Source organism: Pseudonocardia sp. 73-21, assembly GCF_001899645.1.
Classification (GTDB): domain Bacteria; phylum Actinomycetota; class Actinomycetes; order Mycobacteriales; family Pseudonocardiaceae; genus Pseudonocardia.
Map to the genome: position 1 here is coordinate 14,632 of NZ_MKVV01000100.1, position 19,004 is coordinate 33,635.

At 70.4% G+C, this 19,004-nt stretch carries 18 protein-coding genes and 1 tRNA gene; 7 read left to right on the plus strand and 12 right to left on the minus strand.

Annotated features, from left to right (window positions below):
* On the plus strand, nucleotides 1-117 hold a 117-nt coding region (locus BGP03_RS36145; RefSeq protein WP_363094920.1), incomplete at its 5' end, for a hypothetical protein.
* Entirely contained in the window at nucleotides 78-746 is a 669-nt protein-coding gene (locus tag BGP03_RS32445) for an oligopeptide:H+ symporter (protein WP_363094905.1), read from the plus strand. The genes BGP03_RS36145 and BGP03_RS32445, both read left to right, overlap by 40 nt.
* Nucleotides 747-858: 112 nt before the next feature.
* Here the strand turns inward: BGP03_RS32445 and BGP03_RS32450 are convergent, their stop codons facing one another.
* Both BGP03_RS32450 and BGP03_RS32455 read right to left on the minus strand, forming a co-directional pair.
* Complete coding sequence (locus BGP03_RS32450) at nucleotides 859-1,995, minus strand: cytochrome P450 (protein ID WP_298798385.1); 1,137 nt, start codon at nucleotides 1,993-1,995, stop codon at nucleotides 859-861.
* A gap of 60 nt (nucleotides 1,996-2,055) precedes the next feature.
* A complete protein-coding gene (locus tag BGP03_RS32455; RefSeq protein ID WP_363094907.1) occupies nucleotides 2,056-3,945 on the minus strand; it encodes an AfsR/SARP family transcriptional regulator in 1,890 nt (629 codons plus the stop codon).
* Between the two features lie 295 nt (nucleotides 3,946-4,240).
* Here BGP03_RS32455 and BGP03_RS32460 point away from each other — a divergent pair, with 295 nt between their 5' ends.
* Both BGP03_RS32460 and BGP03_RS32465 read left to right on the plus strand, forming a co-directional pair.
* Entirely contained in the window at nucleotides 4,241-4,687 is a 447-nt protein-coding gene (locus BGP03_RS32460) for a nitroreductase family deazaflavin-dependent oxidoreductase (RefSeq protein WP_298798381.1), read from the plus strand.
* A gap of 398 nt (nucleotides 4,688-5,085) precedes the next feature.
* Nucleotides 5,086-5,226, plus strand: coding sequence for a hypothetical protein (locus BGP03_RS32465; protein ID WP_298798404.1), 141 nt, complete (start codon nucleotides 5,086-5,088; stop codon nucleotides 5,224-5,226).
* 150 nt (nucleotides 5,227-5,376) lie between these two features.
* On the opposite strand, the gene BGP03_RS32470 is transcribed toward BGP03_RS32465, so the two are convergent.
* Complete coding sequence (locus BGP03_RS32470) at nucleotides 5,377-5,811, minus strand: winged helix-turn-helix transcriptional regulator (RefSeq protein ID WP_298798380.1); 435 nt, start codon at nucleotides 5,809-5,811, stop codon at nucleotides 5,377-5,379.
* A 239-nt stretch (nucleotides 5,812-6,050) separates the two neighbouring features.
* On the minus strand, nucleotides 6,051-6,548 hold the full coding sequence (locus tag BGP03_RS32475; RefSeq protein WP_298798379.1) for a transposase family protein: 498 nt from the start codon (nucleotides 6,546-6,548) through the stop codon (nucleotides 6,051-6,053).
* A 184-nt stretch (nucleotides 6,549-6,732) separates the two neighbouring features.
* Between BGP03_RS32475 and BGP03_RS32480 the strand changes: the two genes are divergently transcribed.
* Complete coding sequence (locus BGP03_RS32480) at nucleotides 6,733-7,740, plus strand: hypothetical protein (protein ID WP_298798378.1); 1,008 nt, start codon at nucleotides 6,733-6,735, stop codon at nucleotides 7,738-7,740.
* Nucleotides 7,741-7,887: 147 nt separating this feature from the next.
* Here the strand turns inward: BGP03_RS32480 and BGP03_RS32485 are convergent, their stop codons facing one another.
* The 5 genes from BGP03_RS32485 to BGP03_RS32505 all read right to left on the minus strand — a co-directional run bounded on the left by BGP03_RS32485 (nucleotide 7,888) and on the right by BGP03_RS32505 (nucleotide 13,011).
* A complete protein-coding gene (locus BGP03_RS32485; RefSeq protein WP_298798376.1) occupies nucleotides 7,888-8,835 on the minus strand; it encodes a transposase in 948 nt (315 codons plus the stop codon).
* Nucleotides 8,836-9,061: 226 nt separating this feature from the next.
* Nucleotides 9,062-9,874 carry an ExeA family protein gene (locus BGP03_RS32490; protein WP_299738605.1) on the minus strand — a complete coding sequence of 271 codons (813 nt, stop codon included), beginning with the start codon at nucleotides 9,872-9,874 and terminating at the stop codon, nucleotides 9,062-9,064.
* On the minus strand, nucleotides 9,871-11,364 hold the full coding sequence (locus BGP03_RS32495; protein ID WP_299738607.1) for a DDE-type integrase/transposase/recombinase: 1,494 nt from the start codon (nucleotides 11,362-11,364) through the stop codon (nucleotides 9,871-9,873). The genes BGP03_RS32490 and BGP03_RS32495 overlap by 4 nt, the downstream gene beginning before the upstream one ends.
* A gap of 98 nt (nucleotides 11,365-11,462) precedes the next feature.
* A complete protein-coding gene (locus BGP03_RS32500; RefSeq protein WP_299738610.1) occupies nucleotides 11,463-11,888 on the minus strand; it encodes a hypothetical protein in 426 nt (141 codons plus the stop codon).
* 367 nt (nucleotides 11,889-12,255) lie between these two features.
* Nucleotides 12,256-13,011 (minus strand): hypothetical protein, encoded by a 756-nt coding sequence (locus BGP03_RS32505; protein ID WP_298799462.1) that lies wholly within the window; start codon nucleotides 13,009-13,011, stop codon nucleotides 12,256-12,258.
* Between the two features lie 503 nt (nucleotides 13,012-13,514).
* On the opposite strand from BGP03_RS32505, the gene BGP03_RS32510 reads away from it, so the two are divergent.
* Nucleotides 13,515-14,507: an IS481 family transposase gene (locus BGP03_RS32510; RefSeq protein WP_298799461.1), complete on the plus strand. Its 993-nt coding sequence runs from the start codon at nucleotides 13,515-13,517 to the stop codon at nucleotides 14,505-14,507.
* A gap of 156 nt (nucleotides 14,508-14,663) precedes the next feature.
* A complete protein-coding gene (locus BGP03_RS32515) occupies nucleotides 14,664-16,283 on the plus strand; it encodes a hypothetical protein (protein WP_298799460.1) in 1,620 nt (539 codons plus the stop codon).
* A 677-nt stretch (nucleotides 16,284-16,960) separates the two neighbouring features.
* Here the strand turns inward: BGP03_RS32515 and BGP03_RS32520 are convergent.
* From BGP03_RS32520 to BGP03_RS32530, 3 genes are all read right to left on the minus strand, one after another.
* Nucleotides 16,961-17,034: transfer RNA gene (locus tag BGP03_RS32520), tRNA-Pro, on the minus strand.
* A gap of 213 nt (nucleotides 17,035-17,247) precedes the next feature.
* Nucleotides 17,248-18,372 (minus strand): histidine kinase, encoded by a 1,125-nt coding sequence (locus BGP03_RS32525; RefSeq protein WP_296377799.1) that lies wholly within the window; start codon nucleotides 18,370-18,372, stop codon nucleotides 17,248-17,250.
* Nucleotides 18,369-19,001 (minus strand): response regulator transcription factor, encoded by a 633-nt coding sequence (locus tag BGP03_RS32530; RefSeq protein ID WP_296377800.1) that lies wholly within the window; start codon nucleotides 18,999-19,001, stop codon nucleotides 18,369-18,371. The genes BGP03_RS32525 and BGP03_RS32530 overlap by 4 nt, the downstream gene beginning before the upstream one ends.
* Nucleotides 19,002-19,004: the final 3 nt, after the last annotated feature.

Below are 19,004 nucleotides of genomic sequence, written 5' to 3' on the forward strand. Positions count from 1 at the left end.
TCGTGGCCGTCGCGACCGGGATCGCGTCGCCGCGCGCGGCGATCACCGCCGTTGGCCTCTCCACCCTGGTGGTGCCGATGGTCTGCTATCTGCGGCTGCTGCGCGGCCCGGATCTGACGCGGGCGACCCGTACGAGGATGCGGACGTTCCTGTGGGTGTTGTTCGGCTCGGCGCTGTTCTGGATGCTGATCGGCCAGGGCGGGGGCCTGTTGAACCTGTTCGCCGCCCAGTCCACCCTGCGCACGATCGGCGGGCTGACGGTGCCCGCGAGCTGGCTGCAGTCCGCCACGCCGCTGTTCATCCTGGTGCTGGCGCCGCTGTTCGCGGCCCGCTGGCGGCGGTACGGCTCGCGGTTCGGGACGGCGTCGAAGTTCGCGGCCGGGCTCCTGCTGGCCGGCGCGAGCTTCCTGGTGATGGCCGTGGCCGCCCACCTCGCGGCCGACGGCACACTGGTGTCCCCGCTGTGGCTGCTGACGGTCTACCTGCTGCACGCCTGCGGGGAGCTGATCGTGTCGGCCGTGGGGATCAGCGCCGCCGTGGCGGTCGCGCCGCCCAGCTACGCGGGTCAGATGATCGGGGTCTGGTGGCTGTTCAGCGCGCTGGGCGTGGGCCTGAGCAGCCAGCTCGTGAACCTCGTCCCGGTCATCGGGGCGCCGTCGTACTTCCTCGCCCTGGGCGTCGCCGTCGCCGCCTACGGAGTCCTGCTGCTGATCCGCAGGCGCTCGTTGGCGGCGTCGCTGTCCTGACGGGCCGGGCGCGCGCGGGTGGGCTGTGCCCACCCGGCGCGCGGGGCGACCTCACCAGGTGACGAGCAGCTCCACGGGCCGGCTGAAGGCCACCCCGCGGCTCCACTCCAGATCATCGGCCTGGCCCGGAGAGCCGCAACCCGGGCAGCCGCGCGGTGAGCGCACCGATCGCGACACCGAGCTCGATGCGGCCCAGCTGCGCACCGAGGCAGTGGTGGATCCCGTGGCCGAACGTCAGGTGCGGGTTGCGTTCGCGGCGCGGGTCGTACTCTGCGGGCCGGACGAACACCTCCGGGTCGCGGTTCGCGGCGTTGATCCACGGCAGCACCGCCTCCCCGGCCCGGATCAGGACGCCACCGAGCTCGACGTCCTCGACGGCGATGCGCAACGCGCCCACCCCACCCCCGGCCTGCGACATCCGCAGCAACTCCTCGACGGCCGCGGGGACGAGGGACGGCTCCTCGTGCAGCTGCTGCCAGCGACCCGGTTCACGCAACAGCACCAGCACCGCGTGCGCGATGCCGGCGGTCGTGGCGTGGTAGCCGGCCCCGAGGAGGGTGTAGCCGAACGCGATCAGCTCCTCCTCGCTGAGGCGGTCGCCCTCGTCGCGCGCCGCCACCAGCACCGTCAGCAGGTCGTCGCCGGCCCGGCCGCGCTTGGCCGCGATCAGCTCGCCCAGGTAGGCGGCGAGCGCGTCGCGCGCGGCGATCACCTCGGCCTGGGACCGGGTGCCGAAGCTCAGCATCAGGTCGGTCCACGCCCGGAACCGGTCGACATCGGTGTAGGGCACCCCGAGCAGCTCGCAGATGACGGTGATCGGCAGGGGCTGGGCCAGGTGGACCATGAGGTCACCGGGCGCCCCGCCGGCGACCATCGTGTCGATCAAGCGGCCCGTGAGCTCCTTGACCCGTGGCCGCAGGGCGTCCATCCGCCGAACGGAGAAGGCCTGCGCGACGAGCCTGCGCAGCCGCGTGTGTTCGGGCGCGTCCATCACGAAGATGGACTTCGAGCCCGCGGCGATGGGCAGCACCCGCGGTGCGTCCGGAGCGGTGATCGCCTCGCGGCTGAAGCGGCCGTCGGCGAGCACGGCCCGGACGTCGGCGAGGCGGGTCACGAGCCAGGCGGGATGCCCGCCGGGCAGGCTCACCCGCGACACCGGCGTGGAGGCCTGCAGGTCCTCGCAGCCCTCCGGCGGGTCGAGGGGGTCGATGACGGGGAACGGGAACGACGGTGGTGCGACGGTGGACATGTGCCTTCCTCCGGTGGGTCGGGCCGGCGGCGACCGCCGGGTCGGGACGTCGGATCGTGGTCAGGCGGTGATGCAGGCGGCCGGGAACTCCACGGGGGACTCCGCGGCGGCCCGGACCCCCGCGCCCGCCCTGCGCACGGCCGGGCCGATCCCGGCTGTGCCCCGCAGCCGGTAGCGGAAGCGGCTCGCCGACGCCCGTTCCTCCACGGCGACCAGCTGGAACTCGACGAGTTCCTCGAGGACCGCCTCGGCCCGCTCCTCGTCGAGGCCGAGCACATCGGCGGCCGCGGCCACCTCGATGGATCCGCTCAGGGTCTCGGCGAGGCGGTCGAGGGCGTGCCGCGCGGGCTGCGGCATCAGCCGGTAGGTGCGCTGCCTGCTGCTCGCCGGGTCGAGCCCCTCGGTGGACAGGCCCATCAGCGGGTCGGCGAGCCCGCGCAGGCGCTCCAGCAGGTGCGTGACCGACCAGTGGGGCCGCAACGCCAGCCGTGCGGCGGCCGCGCGAAGGCTCAACGGGAGCCCGTCGCAGAGCTCGACGAGCTCCCGGACGGCGAGCGGCTCGGCCGCCACCCGCGCCGGATCGATCACAGACGTGAACAGGTCCACCGCCGCGGCGTGCGGCAGCGCGGTGAGCTCGACGGTCATGGTGATCATGGGTGCCGCGATACGCCGCCTGCTGCTGAGCAGCGTCGCGCAACGGTTCCCCGCGGGCAACAGCGGCGTCAGCTGCTCGGCGCAGACGACGTCGTCGAGCACCACGAGAACGGCGTGCTCGGCCGTCCAGCTGCTCCAGGTCGCGGCGAGGTCCGCGGCAGTGCTCGATCCGCGGGTGGGCACGCCCAGGGTGGTGAGGAAGTGCGCGAGCACGACGGCCGGATCGACGGCTCCACCGTTCGCGTCCAACATCGCAGCGAACATCTGCCCGTCGACGAAACGGTCGGCGACCTCGTGCGCCACCCGGGTGCAGAACGCGGACGAGCCGACGCCGGGCGGGCCGCAGACCACCACGGTCGGCGGTACGGCCCGGGGCTCCTGCGACAGCAGGGACGCAGTGACACGTGCCGGCTCCGCGCGGCCGACGAGCGTTCCGACCTCGAGCGGCAGCAGGCTCGGCACGCTGGGCGCACCGGCCAGCCAGATCTGCCCGCGGCCCGCGGGGGCCTCGATGGAGCGGTCCGAGCCGAGAACCGCACTATGCAGCTCCCGCAGCTCGCGGGACGGTTCGAGACCCAGCTCCCGGGCCAGCGCCGCACGCGCACGCTGGTAGGCCAGCAGGGCCTCGGACCGACGGCCGGAGCGGTGCAGCGCGAGCATCAGCTTGGCCTGCAGGCCCTCGTGCGTCGGCTGTGCCGCCACCAGGCCGGTGAGCTCCCCCACCAGCTCCAGGTGGAAGCCGAGCGCCAGGTCTGCGTCGATGCGTCGCTCCGCCGCGCTGCTGCGGAGCTCGTCGAGCCGCAGCGTCTCCGCCTCCAGCACCGGGCCGACGTTGACGTCACCGAGCGCCGGGCCCCGCCACACCTGCTGTGCCGTGCGCAGCACCGTGGAGGCCTCATGGAGCTGGCCGGCGTCGAACAGGGTCCGGCCCCGCGCCACGAGCTGCTCGAACCGCACCACGTCGAGGTCGTCCGGGAGCAGCCGCAGGATGTAACCGCCCGGTGTGGTCTGCAACGGACCGCGATCGTCCTCACGCCCGCGCTCCGGCTGCTGGTCCACCAGCAGCTTGCGCAGTTGGTAGACGTAGGTCTGCAGGGTGGTCAGGGCGCTGGTCGGCGGCCTGTCGTTCCATAGTTCCTCGATGATGCGATCGGTGCGCACCACCGCCCCGGCGTTCAGGGCCAGCAGCGCCAGCACACGGCGCAGTTTCGGCGCCGACGGCGTAACGATCCGACCCGAGCACTCCACTTCGAACGGACCTAACATTCGAACCTGCACGAGGACCCCCCGTCCCATAGTGACCGGTGGACACCAGTCGCCCGTAACGTCGCATTCATCTGGTCGTTACATTTTCCACGCCGGACTCCGACGTGGTCGATGAGCAGCACCGCCCAGGAGTTCGACCCGGCCACGATCACGCGGCGGTCTAGAGGGCTTCTAGATTCCCGCTGGGGCCATGGCGTCGATGATGTGATTTAAATCACTCCTACTTGAACCTGGCACGATCGCTCCGACTGGGTGATTGATTCGATGCTCGAACTAGTGTAGGCTCAATGCGGCAACCACCCCATCACGAATCGGATAGGTTTCCATGACCTCGAAAGCGCAACTGCCCGGCTGGCTCCGTCCGGCGAACAGCGTCGTGAAGACCCTCCAGAAGATCGGCTTTCCCCTGGGCACAATCCACGTGCTCACCGTGCCCGGCCGCAAGTCGGGGACGCTCCGCTCCACGCCGGTCTCCCCCCTCACCGTCGACGGGGGGCGCTACATCATCGCGGGCCTGCCGGAGTCCGACTGGGCACGCAACGTCCGCGCCGCCGGCCAGGGGAAGCTGGCCAAGGGCCGGACCACCACCACGGTCTCGGTGACTGAGGTCACCGACCAGCAAGAGCGGCAGCGCGTTGTGTCGTCGTTCCCGCGCGAGGTGCCGCACGGCGTGCAGTTCTTCGTGCGCATCGGCCTGGTCGAGACCGGCACCGAGGCCGAGTTCGCCGCCGTTAGCGACGAGGTCGCGGTGTTCGAAGTCCGGGAGCTCTAGCCTCGGGCTTTCATCGAGGTTGATCTTGTGAGCGACACGTCGGCCTGCGGTACGCGAAAGGTGACATGTGGCGACCCCCTCGGCACGAGAGCATCGGTCCCGAGGAACCAGGACCGTGGTTCCAGAGGGTGCTCGAGGAGGTCCCCGATGGCGATCGTAGGTGGGTTGGATCTGCACCGGAAGCAGATCACCTTCGATGTGGTGGACATCGACACCCGGTCAGGTGCGGCGGGGCCGGATCAGCCCGGCGGACCGCCAGTTGTTCCGCGGCTGGCTGGCCGAGCTCGGTGGTGGGCGGGTCGATCTGGCGGTCGAGGGCTGCACCGGGTGGCGGTTCATCATCGAGGAGTGCCCGCCTCGCACTACCCGACACCGCCGCCGGCTACGAACCCAAGAGGATGCGGCTGCGCATCCTCGCCACCGCCGGGCGGCTTATCCGCACCGCGCGCCGCCACATCCTGCACATCGACCCGACCTGGCCCTGGGCCACCACGATCACCACCGCCCACGCCCGGCTTTGCGCGCTCCCCGTGCCCTGAACCCCGCCACACACCCGCGCAACCCAGGACCCGGAGCACCGGCAGAAGACGCTGAGCCGGCGATCACGCACGCCCACCGAGGGCCCACCCAATCTGAAGATCAACAACCCTGAACGAAGATCACCGTACGACCGTTACGAAAGATCGAGGCTAGGTCCTCTTCATCGAGCGGATGCGGCTGGCCTGCTTGTACTGCACCACCACACCGCGCGAGAGGAAGTCGTCGATCAGGGAGAGTTCCCACTCACTGTATCCCTCGATCTCGTTGAGCCCGGCCGCCGCCAGGGGCTCGTAGATCTGGTTGATGATGCGCCTGGCGGCACCGGTGAGCGAGAGGACCACGCGGCGGCGGTCCTCGTTGCTCGAATCCCGGTTGAGGTAGCCGCTGGCCACCAGGCGCTGAATCGCCGTCGTCGTGGCCGCCGGGCTCAGGCTCACCGCCCTCGCCACCGCCGTGGCCGTGGTGCCCGGCTCCGCCTCGACAATGCCGAGGATCCGCAGATCCGTGCGGTTGACCTGCAGCGCGGCGGCCGCGGCGGCATCGACCTCGTCGGTGGCGGCACCGAACTCGGCCGCGGTCTGCATCACTCGACGAAGCAGCAGCGATCGAGCGGAATCGGTTGACACGGGCCGAGTATAGCCCATGTCAACGATGCCGACCCACTCCGCTCATTCGACGATCAAAGCAATGGATATCGATTCAGTGATCACCAAACCGCCACCTCCTACCACGTCGAGTTCATTAACTTGTCCGTTCAAATCAGCGGGACCGTAACTATTCAGGTCTCGAGCTGGTGATGTTGCGCCATGTCACTGAAGTGATCTCAACGAGAATTGCGTAGCTGGACTTGTTCGATGTGCATGAGGACGAGCGCGGCTTTGACGTAGTCGCCGATCCTGCGGGGGCTGGCGGTGACACGTCGCAGTGCTCGCCAGCGGCCGGTGAGCAGGGCGAAGCCGCGTTCCCCGCGGCAGCGGACCGACCGCAGCGAGTGTGTTGTAGGTCTGGTTGCCAGGGGCGAGGACCTGGCCGTTGCCGGGCTGCTTGATCGGGTGTGCACGCCCTGGCCGGCGCCGTGGTAGCCGGAATCGGCGAGGGTGGGCAGGTCGAGCTGTGACGCCGACCAGTACAGCGCACCGAGCACGCCGGTGGTGCGAGCGCAGGTCAGGTCGTGGCGGTGGCCGGGCAGGACATCGGACACCCAGATCGGCAGCCCGTCCGGACGCATGATGGCTTGCACGTTCCCGCCGGGTGCGCGGTGTTTCCCGGAGTACCAGGCGTTGATCGTTCGCCCTTCGTGCTGGTCGAGGTTTCGGCGCATCGGTCGGTGCGGAAGACCTGCCGTCGAGCACGACATGCGACCACCCCTGCTCGGCGACGGTGGTGAGCGCGTCGTGCAGGTCCGGGGCCTGCTCAGCGAGCATGGTGACGACTCGTCGCGATAGTGGTAGGCGGTAGCCCGTGACACCTTGAACCCTGCACCCACCAGGGCCACATCGCCTTGGTTGCGGAACCAGACCAGCACGAGCTGTCCATGTGCCAGCGGATATGCCGAAGGCGCACGCGTCGGCGCACGCGTCGGCGCACCGGACGCAATCCAGGTCGCGGACCGGTTTCACCTGCTCTGCAACCTCACCGACGCCGTCAAACGCGTCGTGCGTGCGCATCAGAAGTGCCTGCAGGATCAGCCCGCTTCAGCCGCCGTCGCCCAACCCGATCCGACCCAGCCCGCCGCACCGGACGGCGAACCGACCGATGTTGTCGCCGGGCGCCGCGCCGAGCTGACGCGACTGCGCTGGGCTGAGGTCCGCGTCTTGTCGGACAAGGGGATCGGGACCACCGCGATCAGCAGAGCGCTGAATCTGGACACCAAGACGGTGCGGCGCTACGCCCGCGCCGCCACCGCCGAGGAACTGATCACCACCATGCCGCGCCGGGGCAGTGACCTCGACGGACACACCGCCTACCTGGCCACACGCTGGCAAGAGGGCTGCACCAACGCCATGCGGCTCACCCAGGAGCTGCGCGAGCGCGGCTACCGCGGCAGCGAACGGTCCGTGCGTCGGCTGCTGCAAGCGTGGCGTGCCGGCGCCACCCCCGTGGCCACGCCCACCAGCCCTCCGACTCCGCATCAGGTCACCGGGTGGATCATCCGCCCCACCAGTGAACGCACCAAGCACGACCACGCCGCTCTCACCCGGATCATCGACCGCTGCCCGATCCTGCGCGTCCTCGACCAGCTGGTCGGCGACTTCGGCGGGATGCTTCGCCACCTCCACGGCCAGCACCTCGACACCTGGATCGCGCAAGCCAGGCCAGCGGGATCCCGCAGCTCCACGGGTTCGCCACCGGCCTGCTCAAGGACTACGACGCCGTGCGCAACGGGGTTGACCCTTCCCTGGAGCAGCGACGCAGTCGAAGGCGCCGTCGCGAGGCTCAAGGCCGTCAAACGAGCGATGTACGGCCGAGCGAACTTCGACCTCCTCCGACGCCGCGTCCTGCTCCCCACCTGACCCGGCTACCCCGGATTCACGGACCTTGTGCCACCTGTGTTCCGCGTAATTCAGTCGACCTAGAGGCCATGATCTTGGGTTTGACCTGGGGGAACGGGTCGAGACACGCGTCGTAGGCGTGTCTCTAGGTGGTGGTGTTGTCGCTGGTCAGTGGCTTGTAGCGGCGAGTTCGATGATCTGCTTCGGGGCGGGGATGTCGAGCTGGGCGAGCAGGTCGCGTTGGGGCTTGGACAGCTCGGTGCGCTGGCGGAACGTGCCGGTGGGGCCGGTGAAGGTGCCGGCGTGGAGCCGGTCGAGGTGACGGCGCACGTTGTTCCAGGTGTCGCCGGTGCTGGTCTCGATGATGCGAATGAGCAGCAGCGCGAGCCAGCACAGCACGATGTGGGCGCGGATGCGTTCTTCGAGGCGGTGATAGACCGGGCGCAGGTCGAGGATCTGTTTCATGTCCCGCCAGCCGCGTTCGACCTCGAGGAGCTGCTTGTAGCCCAGCGCGATGTCGGCGGCGGACAGGTGCGGGTCCGAGCAGCGCAGCAGGTACTTCCCGTCCAGGTTCGCCTCGGACTTGATCTTCGCCTTGTCGATGCGCAGCAGCCCGCCGGGAGTGACCCGCAGGTACCGGTTCAGGCCGGGCTTGGTCGAGATCCGGCCGCGTAGCTCAGCGCGTTTCATCACCGGGAGCTTGTCTGATCCGGCGATGAGCTCCTCGAGTTGGGCGACGAGTTGGGCACGGATGTGGGCGTCACGCTCGGCGCCGTCGGGGTTGTAGCAGATGACGAACCGCTCGGTCTCGGACACCTTCACCTCCTTGACCCGCATGTTGTCGGCGATCTCGGTGTAGCGGCCCTGCCTCGACAGGGCGGCCTTGATCTCCGGGGAGTCGGAGCGAAGCTTCTCCCCGATGATGTAGGCGTGATCGCCTTGTCGCAGGTAGCGACGGTTGGCCTCGGAAGAGAACCCTCGGTCGGCGACCCACACGATCTTCGACAGCGTCCAGTCCCGCATGTCGTCCTTGACTTGGCGGATCAGCTTCGAGTCGGCAGTGTTGCCGGGCCAGCACCACACCCGAACCGGGATCCCGTCGCGGGTCACGGCCATCCCGATCACGATCTGGGGTAGGTCGTCGCGGGAGTCCTTCGACTTGCCGTAGGTCCGGAACCCGACCCCGTTGTCCTGCCCGTCTGTTGGCCGCCGCTGAGGATGACGATGGCGGCGTCATCGACGGTGACGATGTCGTCGATGTGAGCAGGCCCCGTCGGCGAGGTGCCGGACGGGGCCTGGTCGTCGAGGTGGCGCGGTCGTCGTTGTTGTGCCGGGTGGGGTGTCAGTCGGCGGTGACCTCGGCGACGGCGGTGCGGGTGGAGGACTCGTCGACGATGGCCTTGTCCGCGGCGAACGCCGCGACAAGCGCTTGGACGGCGAGGTTGTTGACCGCCCGGGGATAGCCACGGCTGGTCTGGTGGATCAGCGCGGCGGCGTCGTCGGAGAACAGGGGGTCTGTCCGTCCGGCGAGGGCGAGGTGGTGTTTCAGGTAGCTACTGGTCTCCTCGGCGGTCATCGGGGGCATGGCGTAGCGCAGCGCGATCCGTTGGTCGAGCGCGGCGAGGACGCCGAGCTTGATCCGCCGCCGCAGCGTCGGTTGGCCGACCAGCAGGCATGCGAACGGGCTCGAGGAGTCCATGTCGTGGTTGGTCAGCATCCGGATCGACTCGAGCTGGGCGTGGTCGAGCAGGTGGGCCTCGTCGATGACCAGGACGGGGGTGCGGCCGCGTTCGGCCTGCTCGACCGCGAGCGCGTCGACGGTCTGCGGGACCAGCGTGGCGTGGTGGGTCAACGGCTTGGCGCCGAGGGCGGCGACGATCTGGTGGTGGATGCCGCGGACCCCGACCGTCGGGTTGGGCAGGTAGATGATGGTGTGTCTGGTGGGGTCCAGGGCGTGCAGGGCGGCGCGGACGGCGACGGTCTTCCCCGCGCCGACCTCGCCGGTGATCACCCCGATTCGGTGCTCGGTGATGCACCAGCCGATCCGGGCGACGGCCTCGCCATGGGCGGCGTGGCGGTGCAGCATCCCGGGGGCGAGGTCGCGACCGAACGGGGTGCGGGTGAACCCGAAGAACCCTTGCAGACGGTCGATCACGAGTCCGTCCCGCCATCGCGGACCTGGCCGTCGACGTCGATGAGGAGGTCGAGTTGCCCGGGCAGCTCCCCTGCGTGGTCGGTGCTGGTGAGGGCGGCGTAGTTGACGCGTTGAGCGAGTTCGGAGTGGTGGGCGTCGTCGAGCAGCAGCGCGTAGTTGATCCCGGTCGCCGCCGGCGGCTCGGGTGGGGTCTCGGGGCGGGCCTTGACGTGGGAGTGGCGGGTGATCCGGTGCGGCAGCGCCGCCCCGACCGCGGTCCCACCGTGACGGACCTCGATGCGGGTGAGGTCGAACGGGTCGAACACCAACTCGACGCGGCGTCCGGCCAGGGCCGGGTCGACCTGATAGCTGTTGCCCTGCAACGACACCAGCGCGGTCTTGCTGACCGTGCGCTGCTCGGCCCAGAGGAACGCCTCCGCCAACGCTGCGGGGGTCGGAAGCGGGAACGGCCCGCCAGCCGACCACCGCGCGAGGGGTGCCGCGTCGGTCTCGGAGTGGGGTCGGCGATGGTAGACCTGCTCGACCCAGGCGGTGAACAACCGGTTCAACTCGCCCAGCTCGGCGACCTCGTGCCGCCCGACCTCGTTGCGCCCGCCCGCGGCGCTGGTGTTCTCCGCGCTGTTCTCCGCGCTGATTTCGACGAGGAACTGTTCGCGGACAGTGCGGAAGAACCGTTCGATCTTCCCCCGGCCCTGCGGGCGGCCCGGGGTGGAGTGGACCAGCCGGATCCCGAGCTTCGCGCAGGCCCGCAGCAGCCAGGTATCGACGAACGCCGAGCCGTTGTCGACGTAGATCCCTTCCGGGACCCCGCGGGAGCCCAGCGCGGGGCGCAGCGCCGCCGCGAGGCGGACGGTGTCCTCGGCGAACCCGAACCGGTGCCCGACGATCGCGCGGGAATGATCGTCGATGAACGCGAACAGGTAGGTCTTGCGCCCGCCGATCCGCGGGCCGTGCAGGGCGTCCCCGGTCCACAGCTCGTTGGGTCGGTCGGCCTCGAACCGCCCGAACACCGGCGTCGGCGCCCCGCCCAGCACGGTGGGGTCGACCGCGGCCAGGTCGGCGAAGCGGCGCTGCAGCGTGCGCTCACCGGGGGCCCAGCCCAGCTGCGCGCGCAGGATCCGCCGCACCTGGGTCGCGGTCCGGTCCGGGTTCTCCTTCTTCAACGCCACCGCCAGGTCCAACACCTCCGCGGGCAGCCGTCGAGAGGACTGCCGCGGATGCGGCACCAGGGCGTCGAACCCGCCGGTGCGCCAGGCCCGGATCCAGCGGTCCAGCGTCTCCCGCGACACCCGCACCGGTCGCCCGGCCGGGTCGAGGTGGGTGCGGGCGGCCAGCTCCCGGACCAACCTGCCGCGCTGACGTGTCGAGTGCGCCGGGTCGGCGGCCTCACGGATCAGCTGGTAGCGGAACAACGCCACCGCCCGCGCCCGTTCCGCCCGCCCGCTCGCCTCGTCCGGGCGCACCCCGCCCACCGCCACCGGTCTCACCATCACCGACACCTCTCCTCGCTGGTCGTGCTCGCCGTGCTCGGCGGACAGCGCGAGGATGACCGCTGGTGATCACCACCGGCAGGGGCAACTCGTGTTGATCAATTTGAGGCTGTCGGGTCGGGCCATCCGGGGGCCAGCAGCCGGCCCGCCGACACCGCCACGGCGACCGGCCAGACCGGCACCACGACCACGCCGGCGACAGCGTCGTCGGAAGCGCCGAAGCGGGCGTGCACCGCCCGGACCGCCGCGTGGATCGCGGCCAGCGCGTCGGCCCAGGCCGTGCCGGCCGGGCCGGGCAACACCGGGTCCGGGTCCAGCGCCCGACACCATCCGGTGAACACCGCCCGCACCGGCTCGGCGCGGGTGGCGAAGCGCCGCAACCAGCCCCGGACCGTGTCCGCCGGGCGTCCCAGCGCGGCGGCGATGAGCCGATGCCCCTGCCCGGCCGCCCGCGCCGTCAGTGCAGCCCCGATCACCGCGGCCGTGTCCGCCCGCCTGAGCAGCAACAACACCGGCAACAACACGTGGGTCACCCGGCACCGGGAACACCGCGACCGGCGCGGGGTCACCGTCCTGGGCCCGTCCGGGCCGCGCACGACCCGGGTCCGGGCTCGACCCCAGCCGGCCAGCCGGCCCGCGCACCCCGGACACACCAACTCGCCCGAACCCAGCCGTTGCTCGACCACGACCGGGTCGATCTCTACCGTGACCACCGCGCCTCCGAGCGCACCGCTCGGCCCTCCCGCAGCAGCCCGGCCAAGGACACCGTGGGAGGGCCGAGCCCTCCCGACGTCGACCTGCCGTCGTCACCGTGTCGTCGGCGACGAACGAGATCAACACGCCGCGCCGCACACCCCTGCCATCATCACGCCCGACGGCGCCCTCGCCCCGCTACGTCGTCGTATTCAACGGCGGCTGACACCCGTCCTTCTCACCGGCGCCGTCCTTCTCACCGGTGCGGTCGGGAAGGGGACGGCCGTGGTCGTCGCGCGCCACGGGCTGGTCGGGGTCTTCGAGTTCGAAGTAGGTGGAGGTGGTGTCGAAGAACAGCAGGTCGACTTCGAGGTTGAGCAGGTTCGCGACCTGCGCGAACACCCCGGCTTCGAGCTGTTCGCAGACGTCGTGGAGCCAGTCCATCGCCCGGTAGCAGGCGTCGTCGGAGGTCTGCGGGAGGCCGTCGATGTGCACGTCGTGGTTGATCCAGTCCGCGGCGGCCAGCTTCGAGGACGGGGCGAGTGCTCGGTTGGCGACCAGCCCGAACAGCACCCGCTCGGTCGCCGCGGTGTCGCGGGGACGACCCCGGCGCGGCTTCCCACCCGGCCCTGCGTCCAGCCCGCGCAGCACGGTGTCGATGCCCAGCCGCTGCCACAGCGCGTCGAGGACGAACGTGCCGCCGAACGGGCGGGACTCGCAGAACGTCAGCTCCGAGCCCGCGCCCGCGGCTTGCGCGTCGGCCGGATCGAGCAATCGGGTCAGCGACCCGACCAGCCGCTTGATCGCGTCCCGGTCGAGCTGGTCCTCCCGGCCGAACCCGTAGAGGATCTTCGGGACCGATCGGCCGGCGACCGGGTCCCACTCGCTGTGGGCCAGGTGCAGGTAGCGGACCGTGCCGGCCTTGGTCTTCCGCGTCGTCGTCTTCACGAACATCGCTCTAGACCTTACACCCCGAAAGGGGCTTCTAGCAGCGGGTATCCGGACAGCCGTTTCTCTAGGCGATTCTGCGTTCAGCGGCCACCCGCACCGCCCTGACCTTGGACTTCACCCGACCCGGGACTCTAGACGAGCCGAATTACGCGGAACGCAGGTGCCAGAGCCACCGCAACTTGGCCGTTGACACGAGCAGAGCTTCATTCCAGCAGGTCATCCCTGAAGTCGCCATGGACCTGGCGGTCCACCCGTGGCGGAGGAAAATCGGTGGGCGCTCGCGACGACGCCGGCCGCTCCTTGCTGCTGGTGAGCCCGTTCTGAAGTCTGGTCGCGGGTGTCAATGACGCGTTAGAACTGACAGCCCCCTGGCCCGCTAGATGTACTGACCGGAGACGTTGGTTGAGGTTGTGTGACGACACGATCTGAATGATCTTGAGGTGGAGGACCTCTCAGGAGTGCTGTGGAGCTGTCTGACGGCACCCACCACCACCGGGAGGTCCTCCATGGCCCACGCTAACGCGGCGCTGACCCCGAAGGCCCGATTGAAGCTCGCGCGTCTGATCGTCGAGGACGGCTGGTCGGTCTCCGCCGCGGCGGCACGGTTCCAGGTGTCCTGGCCGACGGCGAACCGCTGGGCGCGCCGCTACGAGACCGAGGGCGAGGCCGGCATGGTCGATCGCTCCAGCCGCCCGCACCGGATGCCGCGCCTGACCCCACAGCCGGTCGTGCGCAAGATCGTGCACCTGCGCTGGAAACAGCGCCTCGGACCGCTGGAGATCGCCGCACGGACCCCGGTCGCGGCCTCGACCGTCGGGCGGGTGCTGCGTCGCTGCGGGATCAGCCGGCTCAAGCAGGTCGACCGGGTCACCGGGGAACCGGTGCGCCGCTACGAGCACCCGCACCCCGGATCGTTGATCCACGTCGATGTCAAGAAGCTCGGCAACATCCCTGATCAGGGCGGATGGCGCTACGTCGGCCGCCAGCAGGGCGAGCGCAACCGGGCCGCAACCCTGGGCAAGCCCCGCAACAGCCACCACCACCCGAAGATCGGTACCGCGTTCGTGCACACCGTGATCGACGACCACTCCCGGGTCGCCTACGCCGAGGTCCACGACGACGAGACCGCCGCCACCGCGATCAGTGTGCTGCGCCGGGCCGTGGCCTGGTTCGCCGCCCGCGGCGTGATCCTGGAACGGGTGCTGTCGGACAACGGCAGCGCCTACCGCTCGCACGCCTGGCGCCACGCGTGCACGGAGCTCTCGATCACCCCGAAGCGGACCCGGCCCTACCGGCCCCAGACCAACGGGAAGATCGAACGTTTCCACCGCACCCTGGCCGCAGGATGGGCCTTCCGACGGCTCTGTCTCAGTGAATCCCAGCGCCGCAAGGCCCTACCGGGCTGGTTGCACGAGTACAACCAGCACCGGCCCCACAGTGCCACCGGCAGGAAACCACCCATCACCCGCTTGACCAACCTCTCCGGTCAGTACAACTAACGGGGCTTCGCCCCAGCCCGACCAGGCGTGTCGTGGTCGGCCTGGTCGGGCGGGTTCCGGTCGGCGCGGAGACCGTGACCGGCGTGCCGGTCCGGTGTATGAACCGCATGGAGCGGTTGGTTGGCCTACTGGCCGCCCGTCCGACCGGAGCCCGCGATGACGCTACCGCGCAGTGCCGCCGATGTCCTGACCGATCATGTCGTGTTCGAGGTGGAGTGCATCGACCGGATGTATCTCAACGTGTACGTGCCCGGCCTGCAGTACGCGGCCGGGTTGGTCGCGTTCGTGCACCGGCAGCTCGATCTCCCGATCGCCTCGACCGCACCCTTGGGGAAGATCACCGACGGGTTCGTCGCCGGGATGCACCGTTTCGCCCGTGACCAGCGGGTGCCGTGGGTGGACTTCGTCAAGGGCCAGCGTACGGACGACATCGCCCACGAGCACCTGGCCCGGTTCGACCAGGACGAAGGCGTGTTGTTCATCGGTCGCGCCCAGGAGAAGACGGGGCTGTTCCGCACCGAGAAACGCCGGGGCGACGACGGGCGGGCGTATCCGTGGATCGTGCGCGCCACCGGGGTGGTCAACCACTTCTACGTCTACGCCGTGGACCGCGACTTCGGCCCGTTCTTCCTCAAGTTCTGCTCCTACTTCCCCTACAACGCCCGGCTGTGCATCAACGGCCACGAGTGGGCCAAACGCCAAGCCGCGAAGGAGGGCATCGGGCACACCGCGCTGGACAACGGGTTCGCCACCTGCGATGACCCGGCCGCGCTGCAAGCGGTCTGCGACCGGCTCGGACCCGCGCAGATCCAGGCGCTGCTCGACAAGTGGCTGCAGATTCTGCCCAGCCCGTTCAGCGACGCCGATCGGGCCGCGGGCTACCGCTACGAACTGTCGGTGCTGCAAGCCGAGTTCTCCCTGACCCAGGTGCTGGACCGGCCGGTCTCGGGGCGGGTGTTCTTCGAACACGTCATCCGCGACAACCTCGACGCCGGCCGCCCCGACCAGGTCAGCCTGATCTTCGACCGGCAGTTGGTGCGGCGCGGTCCGCGGCCGACTCCGGGACGGTTCCGCACCCGGGTGATCACCAACGGGGTCACACCCAGCGTGCACATCGACTACAAGAACACCCGGATCAAGCAGTACCACAAGGAAGGACGGGCGCTACGGACCGAGACCACGATCAACAACCCCGGCGACTTCGGGATCAAGAAACGGCTGACCCATCTGCCCGAACTCCGGGAGATCGGCTACTCCGCCAACAGGCGCCTGCTCGGCGTCCAACGACTCAGCCACAACCCGATCCGCGCCGCCGAGGCCTTCCACACCGTGCACGACCCGATCATCACCGACGACGGCGCCCGGATCGCCGGGCTCCGCCTGGGTGACCGTCGCGCCCACGGGCTGCTCCAGGCACTGCTGGTGTTCCGGCTGCTCCCGAACGGATTCCTCAACCGTGACCTGCGCGGCCTGCTCGCCGGGCTACTGGGCCGAGAACCCGAGGAGATCAGCACCGGGCAAGTCAGCTACGACCTACGACGGCTCCGCGCGCACGGCCTGATCAACCGCGTCCCGCACAGTCACCGCTACCGGGTCACCAACACCGGGCTACACCACGCCATGCTGATCACCCACCTGCAGACCCGGGTCCTGCAGCCCGGCCTGGCCCAGCTCACCGACCCCAACCCACCACGACCGACGGTGCTGCGCACCGCCGCCCGCAACTACCAGCGCGCCCTCGACCAACTCACCCAGGAGACCCAACTTGCCGCATGAACACGAACTTGACTCGATCACACCGACTTCGTCGGCCCAAGTCTTCTAGTGTGGTGGGCCGATGTTAGAAACAAACAACACCGCCGACCAGCTGGCCGGTTCCCATCTGCGTGGTGTCCTGCCGGGGGCACCGCCGGGGGCTGCTTCAGCACGCACGCCGAGTGAGCGTGTGAGGCCGCCGCCACCGGCGAATCCCGATGCCGACGTGGCCGATCGCCATCCGCCACATACGCACCGACGACGGCCCAGACGCCGACGTCGGGCACGCCGCCAACTGCCTGGGGCCTGGACCGGGTACCGCGTCGTCGGCACAGGCCGGTGCAGAGACGAAAACTGGAACGTCGCGGACGGGAACCAGTCGGTCATGCCGACCCCTTGACCCACCGAGCTGATCATCGGCGGGCGACGATCACGCTGGACCATCCTCCGCCAAACGCGCCGAACGGTCGTCAACCATCGCCAACAGGCCCCGAAACCTGGAGCAGACTGTGACCCCGTTTCGTCGGCTCCGACGCCGTGCTCCAGATTTGCTCCAGTTGCGCGTGCGTGGGCGTCTTTAATGATCCACACGAAGATCACGTCGAGATCGACAGCGGGTCTCTGTAACCGACGATTGCTGCAGGTCAGAACATGAAATGGGCGGTTCCCCCGTCGAGAGGAACCGCCCGTTCCGGCCGTCGGGACGACAGGATTTGAACCTGCGACCCCTTGACCCCCAGTCAAGTGCGCTACCAAGCTGCGCCACGTCCCGGCCGCCCCCGAGGAGGCCTCACAACCCTACAACACAGCGATCTGAGGCCGTTCGGCCGGTCATGGCTCCCCCAAAACGGCTGGTAGCCGCACCCACTGCCCGCCGCCGGTTGCCCGTCGGCTGCGACCCCGTCAGTGTCGGCCGACCGACACCTCCCCACCACCGCCGATGGTCGCCCGACGTGGGCGACTTTGGGGGGTACCCGTCAGTAACTTAAACCGAGGCCTGGGCCGGGATCGGGGGCGCCGCCGCCACCAGCGGGAACGTGGCGCGGACGGCGAACCCGCCTCCCGCGGACGTGCCGGCCGACAGCTCGCCCCCCACCGACGTGACGCGCTCGACCAGGCCGCTGAGGCCCGCACCACCGGCGGCGAAGGCGACGCGGCGGCGGCGGGCCGGGGCGGCGTTGACCACCTGGACGTACAGCTCGTCGGGGTGCCAGGTCAGGTCGACGCGCACGGACGCGCCCGCGGCGTGGCGCACGGCGTTCGTGAGCGACTCCTGCACCACCCGGTAGACGGCCCGCCCGACGCCCGGAGCGACCTCGGTGCGGGCGCCGTGGTGGGTGATCTCCACGTCCACGCCGGCGGCCTGGGCGCCGGCGACCAGCGCGGCCATCTCGGCGAGCCCGGCACGCTGCTCGGCCCCGCCGTCGGCGAGGCCCAGGGCCACCCGCATCTCCGCGAGCGCCCGCTTCGCGAGGCCACGGATCCGTTCGGCCGCCTCGCGGGTGGGCTCCTCCTGCGTGGACGCGGCGAGGGCGGCGGCGCCGACGGCGATGAGGGTGGCGTGGTGGCCGACGGCGTCGTGGATCTCCCGGCCGATGCGGGCGCGCTCCTGGGCCCGTGCGGCGTCCTGGGAGGCCGCGAGTGCGTCCTCGCGGACCTGCTCGAGCTCGCGGAGGCTGGCGGTCAGCCGGGTGCGGGTGGCCATCAGGAGGCCTACGAACGCGGGCGCGACGGCGTTGATCCCGACGTAGGCGACGGTGAGCACGATCTGCTGCCAGCTCAGGTCCTGGGTGACCAGGACGGGGGTCACGGCGGCGACCACCGGCAGCACCAGCCACGGCAGCGTGCCCCACACCCGCCCGTTGCGACGCCCCAGCGCGTAGAGCGAGACGACGGCGGCAGGCCAGCCGAGCCCGCCCGCCAGCCCCCACAGCCCACCCAGGACGGCCAGGGGCGGCCACAGGTGGCGCAGCGGCAGTACCAGGCAGGCCACGAGCCCCGCCGTGAGCGACCAGGTGAACGGGGGGTGCGACAGCAGGACGGCACCGACGGGGATTCCGACCGCCGCCAGCTCCACCCCGCCCCGATGCAGCGCTGCGGTCCAGTTCACCCGACACCCCACCCCTGCGCCAGCAACGCGGCCTGCACCCGGTTGTCGGCCCCCACCTTGTTGAGCAGCGCCGACACGTACTTCTTGACGGTAGCCTCGGCCAGCCCGAGACGACAGCCGATCGCCGCGTTGGACTCGCCCGCGGCCAGCCCGCGCAGCACCTGCTGCTCGCGGAGCGACAGCCGCGGCGGCGACGGGGGCGGCCCCGCCGCGAGCTTCGGGAGCAGGCGGGCGGTGATCCGGGGGTCCAGCACGGCACCCCCCGCGGCGAGGTCGCGCACGGCGCGCACCAGCACCTCGGGGTCGGCGTCCTTGAGCAGGAAACCCTGCACACCGAGGCCGAGCGCCTCGGTGACGTACTCGTCGAGGTCGAACGTGGTGAGCACGGCCGCCGGCGGTGCGTCGGGGCGCGCACAGAGCACGCGCAGCGCCTCCAGGCCGGTCATGCCGGGCATCTGGACGTCGGCGAGCACGACGTCGGGCCGGTGCTCGTCGACGGCGCGGAGCAGCCCCCGGCCGTCCTCGGCCTGTCCGACGACCGTGATCGCGCCACCGGCCTCGAGGACGGTGCGCAGCCCGGCCAGCAGCAGTGGCTCGTCGTCGGCGAGGACGACGCGGACGGGGAGCATGCC